Source organism: Clostridioides sp. ZZV15-6598 (genome assembly GCF_020657705.1).
In the GTDB taxonomy this organism is placed as follows: domain Bacteria; phylum Bacillota; class Clostridia; order Peptostreptococcales; family Peptostreptococcaceae; genus Clostridioides; species Clostridioides difficile_F.
The window spans coordinates 16352-31988 of record NZ_JAGWCS010000002.1; the positions used below are offsets into that span (position 1 = coordinate 16352).

Annotated in this window: 13 protein-coding genes and 1 other annotated feature; of the genes, 10 read left to right on the forward strand and 3 right to left on the reverse strand. The window is 29.5% G+C overall.

Annotation, left to right across the window (positions count from 1 at the left end):
* Positions 1-121: 121 nt before the first annotated feature.
* Complete coding sequence (locus KGF50_RS00480) at positions 122-694, reverse strand: DapH/DapD/GlmU-related protein (protein WP_227846388.1); 573 nt, start codon at positions 692-694, stop codon at positions 122-124.
* 226 nt (positions 695-920) lie between these two features.
* Here KGF50_RS00480 and KGF50_RS00485 point away from each other — a divergent pair, with 226 nt between their 5' ends.
* From KGF50_RS00485 to KGF50_RS00495, 3 genes are all read left to right on the forward strand, one after another.
* A complete protein-coding gene (locus KGF50_RS00485) occupies positions 921-1814 on the forward strand; it encodes a LysR family transcriptional regulator (RefSeq protein WP_227846334.1) in 894 nt (297 codons plus the stop codon).
* A gap of 51 nt (positions 1815-1865) precedes the next feature.
* Positions 1866-2429, forward strand: coding sequence for a GNAT family N-acetyltransferase (locus tag KGF50_RS00490; protein ID WP_227846335.1), 564 nt, complete (start codon positions 1866-1868; stop codon positions 2427-2429).
* Between the two features lie 164 nt (positions 2430-2593).
* Positions 2594-4090 (forward strand): carboxypeptidase M32, encoded by a 1497-nt coding sequence (locus KGF50_RS00495; RefSeq protein ID WP_227846336.1) that lies wholly within the window; start codon positions 2594-2596, stop codon positions 4088-4090.
* 89 nt (positions 4091-4179) lie between these two features.
* On the opposite strand, the gene KGF50_RS00500 is transcribed toward KGF50_RS00495, so the two are convergent.
* Positions 4180-4998 carry a MerR family transcriptional regulator gene (locus KGF50_RS00500; RefSeq protein ID WP_227846337.1) on the reverse strand — a complete coding sequence of 273 codons (819 nt, stop codon included), beginning with the start codon at positions 4996-4998 and terminating at the stop codon, positions 4180-4182.
* A gap of 162 nt (positions 4999-5160) precedes the next feature.
* On the opposite strand from KGF50_RS00500, the gene KGF50_RS00505 reads away from it, so the two are divergent.
* Positions 5161-5745, forward strand: a complete 585-nt coding sequence (locus KGF50_RS00505) for a TetR/AcrR family transcriptional regulator (RefSeq protein WP_227846338.1) — start codon at positions 5161-5163, stop codon at positions 5743-5745.
* A complete protein-coding gene (locus KGF50_RS00510; protein ID WP_227846339.1) occupies positions 5742-5939 on the forward strand; it encodes a hypothetical protein in 198 nt (65 codons plus the stop codon). Before KGF50_RS00505 ends, KGF50_RS00510 begins: the two co-directional genes overlap by 4 nt.
* A gap of 281 nt (positions 5940-6220) precedes the next feature.
* On the opposite strand, the gene KGF50_RS00515 is transcribed toward KGF50_RS00510, so the two are convergent.
* Positions 6221-7963 carry a peptidase M3 gene (locus tag KGF50_RS00515; protein ID WP_227846340.1) on the reverse strand — a complete coding sequence of 581 codons (1743 nt, stop codon included), beginning with the start codon at positions 7961-7963 and terminating at the stop codon, positions 6221-6223.
* Positions 7964-8390: 427 nt separating this feature from the next.
* Here KGF50_RS00515 and KGF50_RS00520 point away from each other — a divergent pair, with 427 nt between their 5' ends.
* From KGF50_RS00520 to pheT, 5 genes are all read left to right on the forward strand, one after another.
* Positions 8391-9767, forward strand: coding sequence for a TrkH family potassium uptake protein (locus tag KGF50_RS00520; protein WP_227846341.1), 1377 nt, complete (start codon positions 8391-8393; stop codon positions 9765-9767).
* Between the two features lie 268 nt (positions 9768-10035).
* Entirely contained in the window at positions 10036-10707 is a 672-nt protein-coding gene (locus KGF50_RS00525; RefSeq protein WP_227433473.1) for a potassium channel family protein, read from the forward strand.
* A 199-nt stretch (positions 10708-10906) separates the two neighbouring features.
* The gene (locus KGF50_RS00530; protein WP_227846342.1) at positions 10907-11704 is read left to right on the forward strand and encodes a TrmH family RNA methyltransferase; all 798 of its coding nucleotides are present in this window, start codon (positions 10907-10909) and stop codon (positions 11702-11704) included.
* Between the two features lie 198 nt (positions 11705-11902).
* Positions 11903-12137: a binding site (T-box leader), on the forward strand.
* A 49-nt stretch (positions 12138-12186) separates the two neighbouring features.
* Entirely contained in the window at positions 12187-13206 is a 1020-nt protein-coding gene (gene pheS, locus KGF50_RS00535) for a phenylalanine--tRNA ligase subunit alpha (protein WP_227829449.1), read from the forward strand.
* A 16-nt stretch (positions 13207-13222) separates the two neighbouring features.
* The gene (gene pheT / locus KGF50_RS00540; RefSeq protein ID WP_227846343.1) at positions 13223-15616 is read left to right on the forward strand and encodes a phenylalanine--tRNA ligase subunit beta; all 2394 of its coding nucleotides are present in this window, start codon (positions 13223-13225) and stop codon (positions 15614-15616) included.
* Positions 15617-15637: the final 21 nt, after the last annotated feature.

Below are 15637 nucleotides of genomic sequence, written 5' to 3' on the forward strand. Positions count from 1 at the left end.
AAGTTTCAATACAAAGTCTTTATCTCCAATTTTAAGATTGGCAGTTATAATGTTGCTTTTAATTGGTTTATTTTCAGTTGGTGTTATTACTTCTTTTTCTTTATAAGAAATAGGAATTTATTTATTCCTCCTCAATTTTTTTTATAAACTTTGCTGGTACACCTCCCACCAATGTATTAGGTGTCACATCTTTTGTTACAACAGCTCCAGCTGCTATGATTGCCCCATCTCCTACTATTACACCAGGAGTTATTGTGACATTAGCACCAATCCAGACGCTTTTCCCTATTTTAATAGGTTTTGGGTGCATAGTACTTCGCTTGCTTGGTGCAAAATCATGATTTAAAGTTGCCAATACCACATTATGGCCAATTAGCGAATTGTCTTCAATAGTAATACCACCTTGGTCTTGAAATCTACATCCTGAGTTTATAAAAACATTTTTACCTATTGTTATATTTTTTCCACAGTCAGTATAAAACGGAGGGAACATGTTAAATGTTTCGTCTACCTGTTTTCCTATTAATTCTGAAAATAATGTTCTAATTTCTTCTGGCTCATGATAATGGTTGTTTAATTTAGATGTAATTTTCATGGCTTCATTGCTGAGTTCACTCATAAACTGATGTAACTTTGAACCTCCAACAACAGTAAGCCCTTGATTAACGTGTTCTAAAAATGTATTTAAGTTCAAGTTCATTTTACATATCCTTTCTGATTAACTGTAATATTTTTTCAATACTTCTACACAATCCTCATGTGTCATTTCACAAGGATTTGCTATAAATAAACTACCCATAGTTTCTATATGTTTATTATATTAACGAAATAATATAATAGCAAATACTTATAAAGAATACCTTCCCATAGTTGACAGGAATAGTAGAGAAAACTACACTATAAATAGGAGGTATATACAAATGGAACTTAGAGTATTGAGGTATTTCTTGGCAGTTGCAAAAGAGGAAAGTATTACAAGTGCAGCCCAATCACTTAATGTGACACAACCTACGCTTTCAAAACAACTTATGGAACTTGAAGATGAACTTGGGAAAAAGTTGTTTTTGCGTGGTAATAGAAAAATCACACTTACAGAGGATGGCTTGTTTTTACGTAAACGTGCACAGGAAATAATTGATTTAACAGATAAAACTACTTCAGATTTTAACAATGATTGTGATGATATACGAGGAAATGTTTATATTGGTGGGGGAGAAACAGATGCTATGCGTTTTATTGCCAAAACTGCGAAAGAATTGCAGAAAGAATACCCACATATCCGTTATCATCTATTTAGTGGAAATGCTGATGATGTAACGGAAAGACTAGATAAAGGACTTTTAGACTTTGGAATTTTAATCGAACCTGCCAACATGGAAAAGTATGATTATATCAAACTTCCTGTTAATGATGTATGGGGATTGCTTATGAAAAAAGATTGTGAACTTGCTCAAAAGAAAACTATATGTCCAGAAGATTTGAAGGGAATTCCTATCTTAACTTCACGTCAAACATTGGTTCAAAATGTAATTTCTGGTTGGTCTGGGCAAGATTTTCAAACATTTAATATAGTGGCAACTTATAATCTTGTCTATAATGCTTCCCTTATGGTGGATGAGGGGTTTGGATATGCTCTTTGTTTGGATAAACTTATCAATACAACAGGTAATAGCAATCTTTGCTTTAGACCTTTAGAGCCGAGATTAGAAGCACACTTAAATATTGTTTGGAAAAAGTATCAGGTTTTTTCTAAGGCAACTAAAAAGTTTTTAAATAAATTGCAAGACGAAATCAATAATTTTGTATCAGAATAGGGAGACAGTTATTTAATTTATACTATTGTTTATATGAAGGTGGTGGGCTTTATGAAGCGAAATTTATATGCCATGAGAGAAAAAATAAAACTTTTTTATGCTGAAGATTCTGACAGAAAACTAATATATGACATGGCATTTGAGGAAGATGAGATATGGAAGTCAATGTTTGATAATAAAGACGATTTTGATTGGTCTGATATTCATGATGAAGAATCGTACTTTTTTAGCAGCACTCCTGGTCTTAATAAATACTTGCTTATAGAATATGATAATCAAATTGTGGGTACCATCTCCTATACATACAATGATGGGAAGATATCTAATATGGAGTTAGATATGTGGTTGCGTTCAATGAAATATACTGGTAAGGGGATTGGTTCAAAAGCTATGAAGTTGTTAATTGACAGCTTGATTAGGGACTATGAGATAGGTACATTTATTATTCGACCGTGGGTTAAAAATCCTCGTGCTATAAAGGCCTATGAAAAATGTGGTTTTGTGGTAAGTGATTGTTTTAATCCTAAAGATTATTATGGGAAATACTTTGATAAATGGGGGCAAGGCGATTATCCAGAAGGTGAGAATGTAAATATGGTACTTTCAATAGAGTAGTTTATAATGCTATGAAAAAATATACTTTTGCTATTATTAGTTCGATGTTTGGAAAATAAGATATTAGAATAAAAATAAAGAATATGATAATATTATTCGCTAGGTTGTAAGTTTAGCAAAGTATATTTATACTAAGTGAAGAAATAAAATGTGAGGTGATGGAATTGAACAAAGAAGAAGCTTTAGAGTTTTATAAAGCATATAATGATAAATGTAATGCATATCAATTAGCATTACTAACAATGTCTTTTGATATGTCTACTATTGCTCCTATCGATGGAAGTGAATATCGTATTCAAATGATGTCTATTTTATCTGGAGAATTATTTGAATATCAAACAGCAAAAGAAAATATCGAAAAATTAACAGAATTAAGTCAAATGGATTTAGGCGAAATCATGAACAAAGAGATAAAACTTGTTTTAAAAAATGTTAATAAAATAGCTTTATTACCTAAAGAATTTTATATGAAAATGAAACAAGTTTATTCTCAAGGTGAAATCACTTGGAGAAAAGCAAAAAAAGAAAATGACTATCAACTTTTTAAAGAAAGCTTAAAGGAAATTGTTGATATAACAAAACAAGCCTATACATATTATGGTATCAAAAAATCACTTTATGATGATATGTTAGGTGACTTTGAAACAGGTATGACTATCGAAAAATATGAACAATTTTTTGATGCTATCAAGCAAAGATTAGTTCCTTTTATCAAAAAGTTGAATGAAAAAGGGACACCAATTGACGATTCATTATTACATCAACATTTTGAAGAAAGTAAACAAGCCCAAGTCATTGATATACTCAAAAAATATATGGGATTCAATCAAAATGAGTGTTATATTGGTACAAGTGAACATCCTTTTACAGAAGGTTTTTCTTTACATGATGTAAGAATTACAACAAAGTATACAGAAGATTCTTTAACGAGTTCAATTTTTTCCACTATTCATGAATATGGGCATGCAATATATATGCTTCATGTTGATGAAAAATTAGAAGGTTTAAATGTTGGAAGAGATATGATGAATGGTATGCATGAATCACAAAGTCGTTTTTTAGAAAATTATATTGCTAAAAGAAAATCATTCTGGATTAATAACTTTCCTAAAGTTAAAAATATTTTCTATGAGCAGTTAAAAGATGTTACTTTAGAACAATTCTTTCAAATGATTAATGTTTCTAAACCTTCTCTCATTAGAACAGAGGCTGATGAATTAACTTATCCATTACATATTTTAATTCGTTATGAATTAGAAAAAGAAATGGTTAATGGTAATGTAGATTTTGAGCATCTAGATGAAATATGGGCAGATAAATATGAACAATACCTAGGGATAAGACCTCATGATGCAAGTGTAGGTATTTTACAAGATATTCACTGGTCTGCTGGTGAGTTTGGATATTTTCCTACTTATGCATTAGGTAGTGCATTTGGAGCTCAATTTCTAAAAACAATGATGAATGATATTGATATAGATGAACAGTTAGAACATAATCATTTTGATATTATTGAACAATGGTTAAGAGAACATATTCATTGTTTAGGAGCATTATATCAAGCTGATGAAATTTTTGATAAAGTATGTCATGAACCATTCAATCCTAATGTTTATATTGATTATTTAATTGATAAATATTCTAAAATATATAGATTATAGAAGGCCATTACAATAGTTAATAAATAGGTGTCTGACAAGTTACCATAAGTTAGGAAACTTGTCGGACATAATTAAAACATCATTGAAACTTATTTTTTTCTAACTGGAAAGCATACTTCTGTTACCCAATTATCAGAATTACTGTCTTGACCAGGTCCTATATGATAAATATTAAACATAGGTCCATCTACATCATAGTTATTGTCAGATATCCAATTACCAATAGCCTCACAAGCATCTGTAAGTTGATTGAAGTTTCCTTTTACAATAGCAGTTGCAGCAGTTACATTTGGAACAGTTCTAAACTTAACATTTTCAGTATCTTCATAATTTCCAGATACAGCAAGTTGTATCTCAACATCAACATAATTTTCTTTATACCCAACATCATAAAATACTGCTTTAGAATAGTTAGGAACATCAACTTGTACATTATGCCCTTTTGTTTCTGAGAATAATTGATGCCATAGCATTCCTTCATCTTGATAAGTAGGTATAGTTCTTCTTAAAGTCATCATATATTTTGGAGCAAAGTCTTTTATAGTTACATCATAATTTTTCATAATATCAATCCTTCCAATTCTCTCTATAGTAGTTTCTATTTTTAATAGTTTTTTTTGCGTGTCTTCTAGATGTTCCCTTACTTGAGAATAGTGGATATTTAAATACCTTATCAAGCTTTCTCTATCATTGTATTCCGTCAAAATTTCTTTGATAGAAGATAAGCTAAACCCCATATCTTTTAAGGCATGGATTCTATTTGTAGTGGAAAGTTGATTTGCACTGTAGTATCTATAACCATTAACTTTATTTATATGAGTTGGTGTTAAAAGTCCAATTTCATCATAGTGACGTAGCATGCGAATACTAATTTTACTAAGTTTTGAAAAATCGCCTATCTTAAACATATTTACATCTCCTTTATAAAGGTATTATTTTTGAGCTCAATATCAATATAAACCATATCATAGTGGTAGAGTCAACTAAAAATTATATATTGACATATAATAAAAAAAATATTATACTGAACATGTTCAGAACAAAAAATGTAAATGTTTTGGAGGTAGGTTATGATAAATAAAGAAAAAGACAAAGATGCGAGAGAGCGTATAATTGAAGTTACTTTGAAGATTTTAGAAGAAGTAGACGATATTGATAAGATTACAGTTCGTCAAATTGCTGAACGTGCAGGGGTTGGAGTTGGATTAATAAATTATCATTTTAAGACTAAAGATAATTTATTGAGTATAGCAATAGGAGACACAATGTCAAACATAATAACAGAGTTATCTGATGATAGTGTATATACTCTAGATTCTGTTGAGAATTTAAAAAATTTATTGAAGAGGTTGTGTGATATTGGCATGCATTATGATAAGGTACTACCTTTTATAGTGAATCAATGCATAATCAATGGAAATATGCAGGCACAACTTGCTATTATTCCTATACTTCGTAATATATTTGGGGATGAAAAAGACGAAATGAGTTTAAGAACTATTGCCTTACAAATTATTTTACCTATACAAATGGCGGCTTTATCACCAGAAGCATTTCAATTATATAGTGGTACAAATATAAAAGTTAAACATCAGAGAGATAATTTTATTGATATTTTAATAGAAAATATTATAAAAGGGGATGGTGTAAAATGAAACTTATAACTATTGGTGCAAGTATTATTACTGCTTTACTTTTTATTTCAACTATGATTTGTGGTTTTTGGATTAGAAATAACAAGGTAACAGATACAAGTTCTATTAAATTTCACATGAATAGTGCTATTTTTACAGGTGTGTTTTTATTAATCACTATAATTCTTTTAATTATGTACATAAAAAAATATTAATCTAATCGGGCAAACATACAAAACGTCAGAAGTAATAAAAGCAAAGGCTTATAAAATTTCTGACGTTTTTATTATTGAATGTTACTAAGTATTGAAACATATTTTATAGATATTTCATATATTAATGAGTATTTATTATACATATCATGAGTTATTAAATATTAATGACTATTTACTAGATATATCATGAGTTAATAACTATTAATAAGTATTTACTATACATATCATGAGTTATTAAGTATTAATAAGTATTTACTAGATATATCATGAGTTATTAAATATTAAGAAGCATTTTCTAGTTTAAGAGGGTTCTCTATGCCAAAATAATCGTATAAAGCTGAGCTTATTTCTTCCAAGTTTCCGCTTTCAAAAGGAGATTGTAGATTAACTTTTTCTACTACATCCTTAAATCCAGCATCTGTATTTTGATTTAAAAAATCCATATATACATCAACAGCTTTTCTATAGTCATCCTGTGATAATTCCCATATTTGAAGAGATACATCAGATGCAAGGCCATAACTTAAATAGTAAAAAGGAACTTGGAAATTATGAGATACAAGTATCCAAAATGGAGCATTTTTATCTTTAAGTATCTTATTAGATACTCCATATTCTTCTTCTAAATCAAAAAATAGTTTATTGATATCATTTAAGCTCATATATGGGTTTTTATATATAATTTCTTGAAACTCATCGTAAAGACAAGCATCAATAATAGTATTTAAAACAATCGATAAGTGTTCTTTTTTTATTGCTTCAGACTGTTTTCCAAAGAACTCATCAAAATACTTGTAAAATAAAATTTCTAAAGATGTTGAATGAACTTCGCATATATCAATACTTGGCTGTATTGTATTATCTAAGTTAATACTGTTGTAGTAATTATAAAAATGACCAAACTCATGAGCAAAGCTAGTAACACCTAAAAAAGAATTGTCCCATGTATTAAATAAAAAGGGTGCCTTGTACTTGGTTATATAAGTAGTATAACCTCCAGGAGATTTGTTCTTTCCAGAGGAATAATCGTATAAGTCATACTTTTTCATGTAATTAAAACACTCTTTTAATTTTGGAGATATATCTTCAAGTACTTTATCAAACTTTCTAAATGAGCGATTCTTATATGCCTTAATATAAATAGAAGAGTCAGAAGGTTGTGATGTAACTTTCCTATATAATGGGACTATGTACTCTTTTACCTCACTTCTAAATTTTCTTGCTTCCTCTTGAGAGTAATCTTTATTTAAATTTAAATAAGCATAATCTGTATAATTCTTAAAGCCTAGTTTAGTTGCTATCTCAGTTCTTGTCTGTACAAGCTCTAAAAAAATATTACCAAATATAGGGTTGTATTTTTTTAAGTAATCTGAATAAATTTTTACATATTCTTCATAACTAAGATTGGGTTTTGACATAGCTTCTTCAAAGTCTATTTCCATTCCATCTACTGATACAGTAGATTTAGATAATAAGTCTTCATATTTAACAACTAAGTCTTGCTCTTTTTTAAGTAGGTTTTCTACTTCTTCTGAATTAAGCTTTCCAATATTTTTTAAATAATTAAATCCATCTTTTCCAATTTCTTTTTTTAGTTCTTTAGAAAACTTAGAATTTACAAATGTATCCTGAAAATCTTTGTATGCCATATCAATATCCACAGATTTACTCATAAGGTACTTGTATTCTTTAGAGTAAAATTCATCTGATGAATCTATATTGTTTCTAAGTTTTGCTATAGTAAGTGTACTGTAGAAGTCTTGGTAAATCTTATCGACATTATTAAACACATTCAATTGCTCTTTGGCACTTTTACATGTTAAAAGTTTGTCGTTATATGTGTTAATATTTTCGCATACTGACTTTATATCAGGACGCTTATATTCCATTTTTTCAAAAGGAATAGTTCCTCTAACTGAATCTTTTTTTGAATCATTAGTATAATTTTTTATGTATAATGCAAATATAATAAAAATTACAATTAAAATTAGAGAAATAAATAATCTTTTCTTGGATTTAATCATAGAAATCCTCCAATCATGGATATAGTTATTAGTTATTTTACTATATTAAATATAAAAAATGCATATTAAGAAAATTTAATATAAAAATATGGATAAGATTATAAATAATATAAAAACTTAACTTCAAAAAAGTATATGAAAATTGTATTGGTAAAATGATAAATAAATTTTAAGTACAAAATTCGAAAAACTATTCTAATATTAGACTTATTATATGTAAAAAATATAGAAATTTTTGATGTAATTGAAATTAAAAGATATATATAAAAATTTGCAATATTCCAAACAAAAATTATAAAAATTGATATCATTGTCTTTATACAATATTTATACTATAATAGAATAATAATTTAGAGGAAAGCTCTAAAAATAAACAAATTAAAGGTCTTAACAGTAATGATTTTATGTTAAGGAGGTATAAAGAAAGTTGAAAACAATAGTTAGAAGACTTATTCTCTACGCAGATGGAATGCGACCTACTCAAATAATGGTATCTGGGTTTGCAGCAATTATTTTAATTGGAGCCATATTGTTAACACTCCCGATATCGTCACAGAGTAGAGAGAGTATAGGCTTATTAAATGCTCTATTTACAGCTACTTCAGCGGTTTGTGTTACTGGTCTCGTTATGGTAGATACAGCAACTTATTGGAGTTTATTTGGACAGATAGTAATAATAACATTGATACAAATTGGTGGTCTTGGATTTATGACCGTAGCTACAATGTTTTCACTTATGGCACGAAAAAAAATTCAACTGAGAGAAAGATTATTGATACAAGAATCATTAAACCAAGCAGACTTATCAGGTTTAGTAAAACTTACAAGGTTTGTATTAATAATAACTATAACAATAGAGGGAATAGGTGCATTAGTTTTATCAACTGTCTTTATTCCACAATTTGGTTTATCTAGAGGGATTTGGTATAGCGTATTTCACGCAATATCAGCGTTTTGTAATGCCGGATTTGACTTAATGGGTAGTGTAAGCGGGCCATTTACATCGCTAAATTCTTATGTAAATAATTTTACAGTATCAATGACTATTTCTGCACTTATAGTGTTAGGTGGATTAGGATTTCCAGTTGTTCTTGATATTGTAAGAAAGAGAAGATTTTCAAAATTAAATGTGCATTCTAAAGTTGTTTTATTTTCAACTGCAACACTTATTTTAGTAGGTGCAATATTTATTTTTCTTATAGAGTTTAACCAAAAGGCCACTATGGCAGAATTACCTGTAAAAGGGAAAATATTATCAGCGATATTTCAATCAGTAACAGCAAGAACTGCTGGTTTTAATACACTTGACTTAGCTACTTTACGAGAAAGTAGTATATTTATAATGATAATTTTGATGTTTATTGGAGCATCACCTGCATCCACTGGTGGAGGTATAAAAACAACAACATTAGCAGTTTTAATAATTACAGTTAGAAGTTTTTTATCAGGAAAATCTGATATAGAAGCTTTTGAGAGAAGACTAGCTCCATCAACTATAAAAAAATCTCTGGGGATATTTGTAATTAGTATATCTGCAGTTATTTTTGGAACTTTGATTATTTCAATAACTCAACCTAAGTTTACATTGGTTCAATCAGCATTTGAGGTTACATCAGCACTAGCTACAGTTGGTTCAAGTTTAGCTGGAAGTCCAAATCTAAATGCTTTAGGTAAGGTTATAATAATAATCTTTATGTTTATGGGTAGAGTTGGTTCTCTTACTTTATTTATGGCTATACTTTCTGGAGGAAAAAGAAAGAGTCAGCCAGTTAGATACGCAGAAGGAAAGATTATGGTCGGTTAGAGTACCATTTATTAGATAAATGATTAATAATGATATATAATCTAGAAAAATAAACTTAGATATAATCAAATAAATAAATTAATTAATCATAGAAATAATCTGGGAAATGAATTTAGATATAATCAATTAAATTGATTAATGATAGAAATAATCTAGCAAATAAATTTGGCTATGATTAATAAAATAAAAATATTAAAATTAATTTACCTATATAAAAGTTAATTTAATAGATATTATACAAATTGTGTGTTAGGGAGGAAGTTTCGAGATGAAGCAATATATAGTCATTGGGTGTGGGAGATTTGGAAGTTCAGTTGCATCTACTATGCATCTTTTAGGACATCAAGTAATGGCAATAGACAAAAATGAAGATTCAGTTCAAAGTATATCTGACAAAGTAACGCATTCACTTATAGTGGATGTTACTGAGGAACAAGCATTAAGATCATTAGGTCTAGGTAACTTTGATGTAGCAGTAGTTGCAATAGGTTCTGATATAAGAGCATCTATAATGGCGACTCTTATAGCCAAAGAAATGGGTGTAGAGTTGATAATATGTAAGGCAAAAGATGAATTACAAGCCAAAGTTCTTTATAAGATTGGTGCAGATAGAGTTGTATTCCCAGAAAGAGATATGGGAGTAAGAGTTGCACATAACTTAGTTTCTGACAATATATTAGACCATATTGAACTTGATCCAGAATATTCAATTGTTGAAATCGTAACTCCAAATGGTTGGGTAGGTAAAACACTTGTAGAACTTGAGCTTAGAGCTAGGTATGAGATAACTGTGCTTGCCATCAAGACTGGTAAAAATATAAATGTGACACCTTCTCCTGATGAGGAACTTACAGCTGGAAGTATATTAGTTATAATTGGTCAAAATACTAGTATAACAGCTATTACATCTGGGAATAAGGGTATAATTAGAAGAAGATAGTTTATTATTTAAGATATATTTGATTGCAATGAAAGTAGATAGTATCATATAATTATGAATAGTTATATGATACTATTTTTATTTTAATCGAGAATAGAGTTTCAATCGAGAATAGAGTCTCAATCGAAATAAAGATTTTAAAAGCAGGATAAAGAATGATAAGGAGGTTGTGCTAATATCAAGTTAGCATTTAGATAAAATGATTACAACTATAAGCAGTAAAGATAATGAAAAATTAAAATATACTAAAGCACTATTAAAGTCAAAAAATAGAACAAAAGAGTCGAAGTTCATAATAGAAGGGTACAGAATAGTGGTGCTTGCACTTGAATGTAATGCAAATCTTGATTATGTATTTATCAATGAGGACTTTGAAAATAAAAAGGAACACATGGAATTACTAGAAAACTTGGATAAAAAAAATACAAATGTATATAAGACTAGTAATAAAAATTTTAAAGAACTTGTAGACACAGAAAATACTCAAGGTATAATAGGTGTAGTTTCATTTAAGGAAAAAAATTTAAAAGAAAGTATAAATGAAAAAGATAAGTTTGTATTAATTTTAGACAGAATACAAGACCCAGGAAATATGGGGACCATAATAAGAACTGCTGACTCTGCTGGAGTAGATGCAATAATAGCACTAAAGGGATGTGTCGATATATACAATCCAAAAGTAATTAGGTCAACTATGGGTTCTATTTTTGATATGAATATAATTAATGCTCTACAAGATGAGACTGTAGATATACTTAAATCACAAGAATTTAATATAGTTTCAAGTTATTTAAATACAGATAATTTTTATGACAAAATAGACTACGGTTCAAAAGTAGCTTTGGTGATAGGAAACGAAGCAAATGGGATAAATGAAGAGCTTGTATCAAAATCTGATATTTTGGTTAAAATACCTATATATGGCAAAGCTGAGTCGTTAAATGCAGCAATAAGTTCTGCTATACTGATGTATGAAATAAAAAAACACTTAATTTAATGTATTGTAATAAATATAATGTCGTGTTATAATCTTGAATTAAATAGTAGAGTATCAAAAATAGTCAATATATTTTAAACATGATTGATAGAAACATTATGTGATTGTACTTTAAAATAGTTGAAGTAAAATAATCATATAGATAATCACAAAATGTAGATATAAATGATATAATACTAAAATAAACAATATAATATTGTAAATGCAATGAAAGAGGAAAGTATTTTGATTAAACTTAGTAAAGAGATAAACACCTAGGCTGAGAGTGTTTTCTAAGAGGTCAGGAGAAGTTCCCTCTGGAGTAACAAAGCTGAAATTTGATAGTAGGCTTTGACGTGAAAAACGCGTTAAGTTTGTTAGAGGTGGTTTGATGATTTTTAGATTGTTAAACTACTAGGGTGGTACCGCGAAACTATAGCCTTTCGTCCCTAGACAGGGATTGAGGGGCTTTTTTTATACAAAAAAACGAAAGGGTGATATGTGTGCAAGAAAAATTACTTGCTTTACGTGAAGCAGCTTTAGCTGAAATAAAAGAGGCACAAAGCATAGAAAGTGTAGAAAGTTTAAGAGTTAAGTATTTAGGAAAAAAAGGTGAGATAACTGCCATACTTAAAGAGATGGGTAAATTATCTGCTGAAGAAAGACCAGTAGTTGGAAAAGTTGCCAATGATGTAAGAGAGAATATTGAGCTTAGCATAAATTCTAAAAAAGAAGAAATAAATGCTATTGAAAAAGAAAGAAAATTAAGAGAAGAAGTAATAGATGTTACTCAACCTGGAAAAGTATTGAAAGTTGGAAAGAAACATCCAATAACTCAAATTATAGATGAAGTAACAGATATATTTATCGGAATGGGATTCTCTATAGCAGAAGGTCCTGAAGTTGAAACAGTTGAAAATAACTTTGATGCATTAAATGCTCCTAAAGACCATCCATCAAGAGATATGAGCGATACATTCTATATCAATGATGGTGTATTACTTAGAACTCAAACGTCTCCAGTACAAGTAAGATCTATGAGAAGCCAAGAGTTACCAATTAAAGTAATAGCACCAGGTAGATGCTTTAGATTTGATTCACCAGATGCTACACATTCACCAATGTTCCATCAAATAGAAGGGCTTGTTGTTGGAAAAGATGTTACTATGGCAGAATTTAAAGGAACTATGGATATCTTCGTTGAAAAATTGTTTGGTTCTGATATCAAAACTAAGTTTAGACCTCATAACTTCCCATTTACAGAACCAAGTGCAGAGGTTGATGTTACTTGTTTCAAATGTGGTGGTAAAGGTTGCCCAATGTGTAAGTATGAAGGTTGGATAGAAATATTAGGTTCAGGTATGGTTCATCCAAATGTACTTAGAAATTGTGGAATAGACCCAGAAGTTTACAGTGGATTTGCATTTGGAGTTGGGGTTGAAAGACTTGCAATGCTTAAATATGAAATAGATGATATTAGATTATTATTCGAAAATGATATGAGATTCTTAAATCAATTTTAATTAGGAGGGTGTGTAGATGTTAGTATCTTTAAAATGGCTTAGAGACTATGTCGATATAGACATGGATGTAAAAGAGTTCGCTGATAAAATGACAATGACAGGAACTAAAGTTGAAACAATAGATTATTATGGTGAAGAAGTAGAAAATATATTAGTTGGAAAGATTTTAGAAATAAAACAACATCCAAATGCTGATAAGTTAGTTGTAACTAAAGTAGATGTTGGAGATAAAGTTGTTCAAATAGTTACAGGAGCTACAAATATATCAGAAGGAGATTATATTCCAGTAGCTGTAAATGGTTCTAAATTACCTGGAGGAGTTGAAATTACACAAACTGACTTCAGAGGTGAATTATCAGATGGTATGATGTGTTCAGCAGCTGAATTAGGTATAGATGAACATTATATTGAAGAATATAAAAAAGGTGGTATATATATTTTAGACCACGAAGATTCTTATGAATTAGGAAAAGATGTAAAAGATGTTTTAGGATTAAATGATGCTCTAATAGATTTTGAATTAACTTCAAACAGACCTGACTGCAAATGTATGATGGGTATAGCTAGAGAAGCAGCTGCAACTGTAGGAACAAAAGTAAAATATCCTGAAATAGAAGTAAAAGAAAGTGATGAAGAAATAGACTTCAAAGTTGAGATAGATAATCCAGATTTATGTAGAAGATATGTTGCTAGAATGGTAACTGATGTAAAAATAGAACCTTCTCCATATTGGATGCAAAGAAGACTTACAGAAGCAGGTGTAAGACCTATAAGCAACATAGTTGATATAACGAACTTTGTAATGTTAGAGCTTGGTCAACCACTTCATGCTTTTGATATAAATCAAGTAGAAACAGGAAGAATAGTAGTAAGAACTGCTAAAGACGGAGAAAAGCTTGTAACACTAGATGATGTTGAAAGAACATTAGACAAAGATATGTTAGTTATAACAAATGGAGAAAAATCACTTGGTCTAGCTGGTGTAATGGGTGGTGCAAACTCAGAAATAACTGACAAGACAAAGACTGTACTTTTCGAAAGTGCCAATTTCAAACCAGAAAACATAAGAATGACAGCTAAAAAAGTGGGAATTAGGTCAGAAGCATCTTCAAGAAATGAAAAAGCATTAGACCCTAATCTTGCAGAAATAGCAGCAAATAGAGCTGTACAACTTGTTGAAATGTTAGGAGCAGGAAAAGTATTAAAAGGAACTGTTGATGTATATCCAAATAAACCAGAACCTAAAAAATTAGTTGTAAATCCTCAAAGAATCAACCATCTTTTAGGTGTAGATGTACCAATGGAACAATTTGTAGGAATTTTAGAATCATTAGAATTTAAATGTAATTTAATTGCTGATGATAAGCTAGAAATAGATGTACCAAGTTTCAGAACAGATATGGAGCAAGAAGCTGATGTATGGGAAGAAATAGCTAGAATTTATGGATTTGAAAATATACCTTCTGTACAATTAGAAGGAAATACAACAGCAGGGGTTAAAACTCCAAAACAAAAATTCATGGAAGCACTAAAAGATAATTCAACTGCTGTAGGATTAAACGAAATATTAACATATTCATTTGTAAGCCCTAAGGGAGTTGACAAGATAAGAGTACCAGAAGGTAATATAAAGAGAAACTTTGTTAAGTTGATGAACCCATTAGGAGAAGAAACTTCTGTAATGAGAACTACTTTAATACCAAATATGTTAGATGTTTTATCAACTAATGTATCTCATAAAATAGAAGAAGTATCAGCATTTGAGTGTGGACATATATTCATGCCACAAGATTCAGAACTTCCTATGGAAGCAAATAGAATGTGTGTAGGTATGTATGGTAAAGACGTAGATTTCTTTGCATTAAAAGGAACTATAGAAACTGTACTTGTTAATGTAGGATTTAAAGATTATGAAATTGAACCTCAAGATAATAATACTACCTTCCACCCTGGTAGATGTGCTAAAATAGTGTATAATAATAAATATGTAGGTACATTAGGTGAATTGCATCCAGATGTTATAGAAAACTACAATCTAGGGCAAAGAGTTTATGTTGCTGAAATAGATATTGATTTTGTATTTGATAATTCTGATAGAACAAAGAATTATGTGCCATTACCAAAATATCCATCTACATCAAGAGATATAGCTCTTATTGTTAAGGATGATGTATTTGTAAAACAAATAGAAGATATAATAAAGGAAAATGGTCAAGGATTAGTAGAAAGCTACAAGCTATTTGATGTTTACAAAGGTTCTCAAATAGAAGCTGGATATAAATCAATTGCATATTCAATAACTTATAGAAGCAAAGATAAGACTCTAACAGATGAAGAAGTAGCTAAGGTGCATGATAAGATATTAAGTGAATTAAGCGAAAAATTGAATGCTAACTTAAGATCAAATTAACAACTAATGTCGGGGGAGGTT

Coding starts and splice junctions, on each gene's coding strand:
- KGF50_RS00485 (WP_227846334.1), top strand. CDS start 921: ATGGAACTTAGAGTATTGAGGTATTTCTTGGCAGTTGCAAAAGAGGAA.
- KGF50_RS00490 (WP_227846335.1), top strand. CDS start 1,866: ATGAAGCGAAATTTATATGCCATGAGAGAAAAAATAAAACTTTTTTAT.
- KGF50_RS00500 (WP_227846337.1), bottom strand. CDS start 4,998: ATGTTTAAGATAGGCGATTTTTCAAAACTTAGTAAAATTAGTATTCGC.
- KGF50_RS00505 (WP_227846338.1), top strand. CDS start 5,161: ATGATAAATAAAGAAAAAGACAAAGATGCGAGAGAGCGTATAATTGAA.
- KGF50_RS00510 (WP_227846339.1), top strand. CDS start 5,742: ATGAAACTTATAACTATTGGTGCAAGTATTATTACTGCTTTACTTTTT.
- KGF50_RS00515 (WP_227846340.1), bottom strand. CDS start 7,963: ATGATTAAATCCAAGAAAAGATTATTTATTTCTCTAATTTTAATTGTA.
- KGF50_RS00525 (WP_227433473.1), top strand. CDS start 10,036: ATGAAGCAATATATAGTCATTGGGTGTGGGAGATTTGGAAGTTCAGTT.
- KGF50_RS00530 (WP_227846342.1), top strand. CDS start 10,907: ATGATTACAACTATAAGCAGTAAAGATAATGAAAAATTAAAATATACT.
- pheT (WP_227846343.1), top strand. CDS start 13,223: ATGTTAGTATCTTTAAAATGGCTTAGAGACTATGTCGATATAGACATG.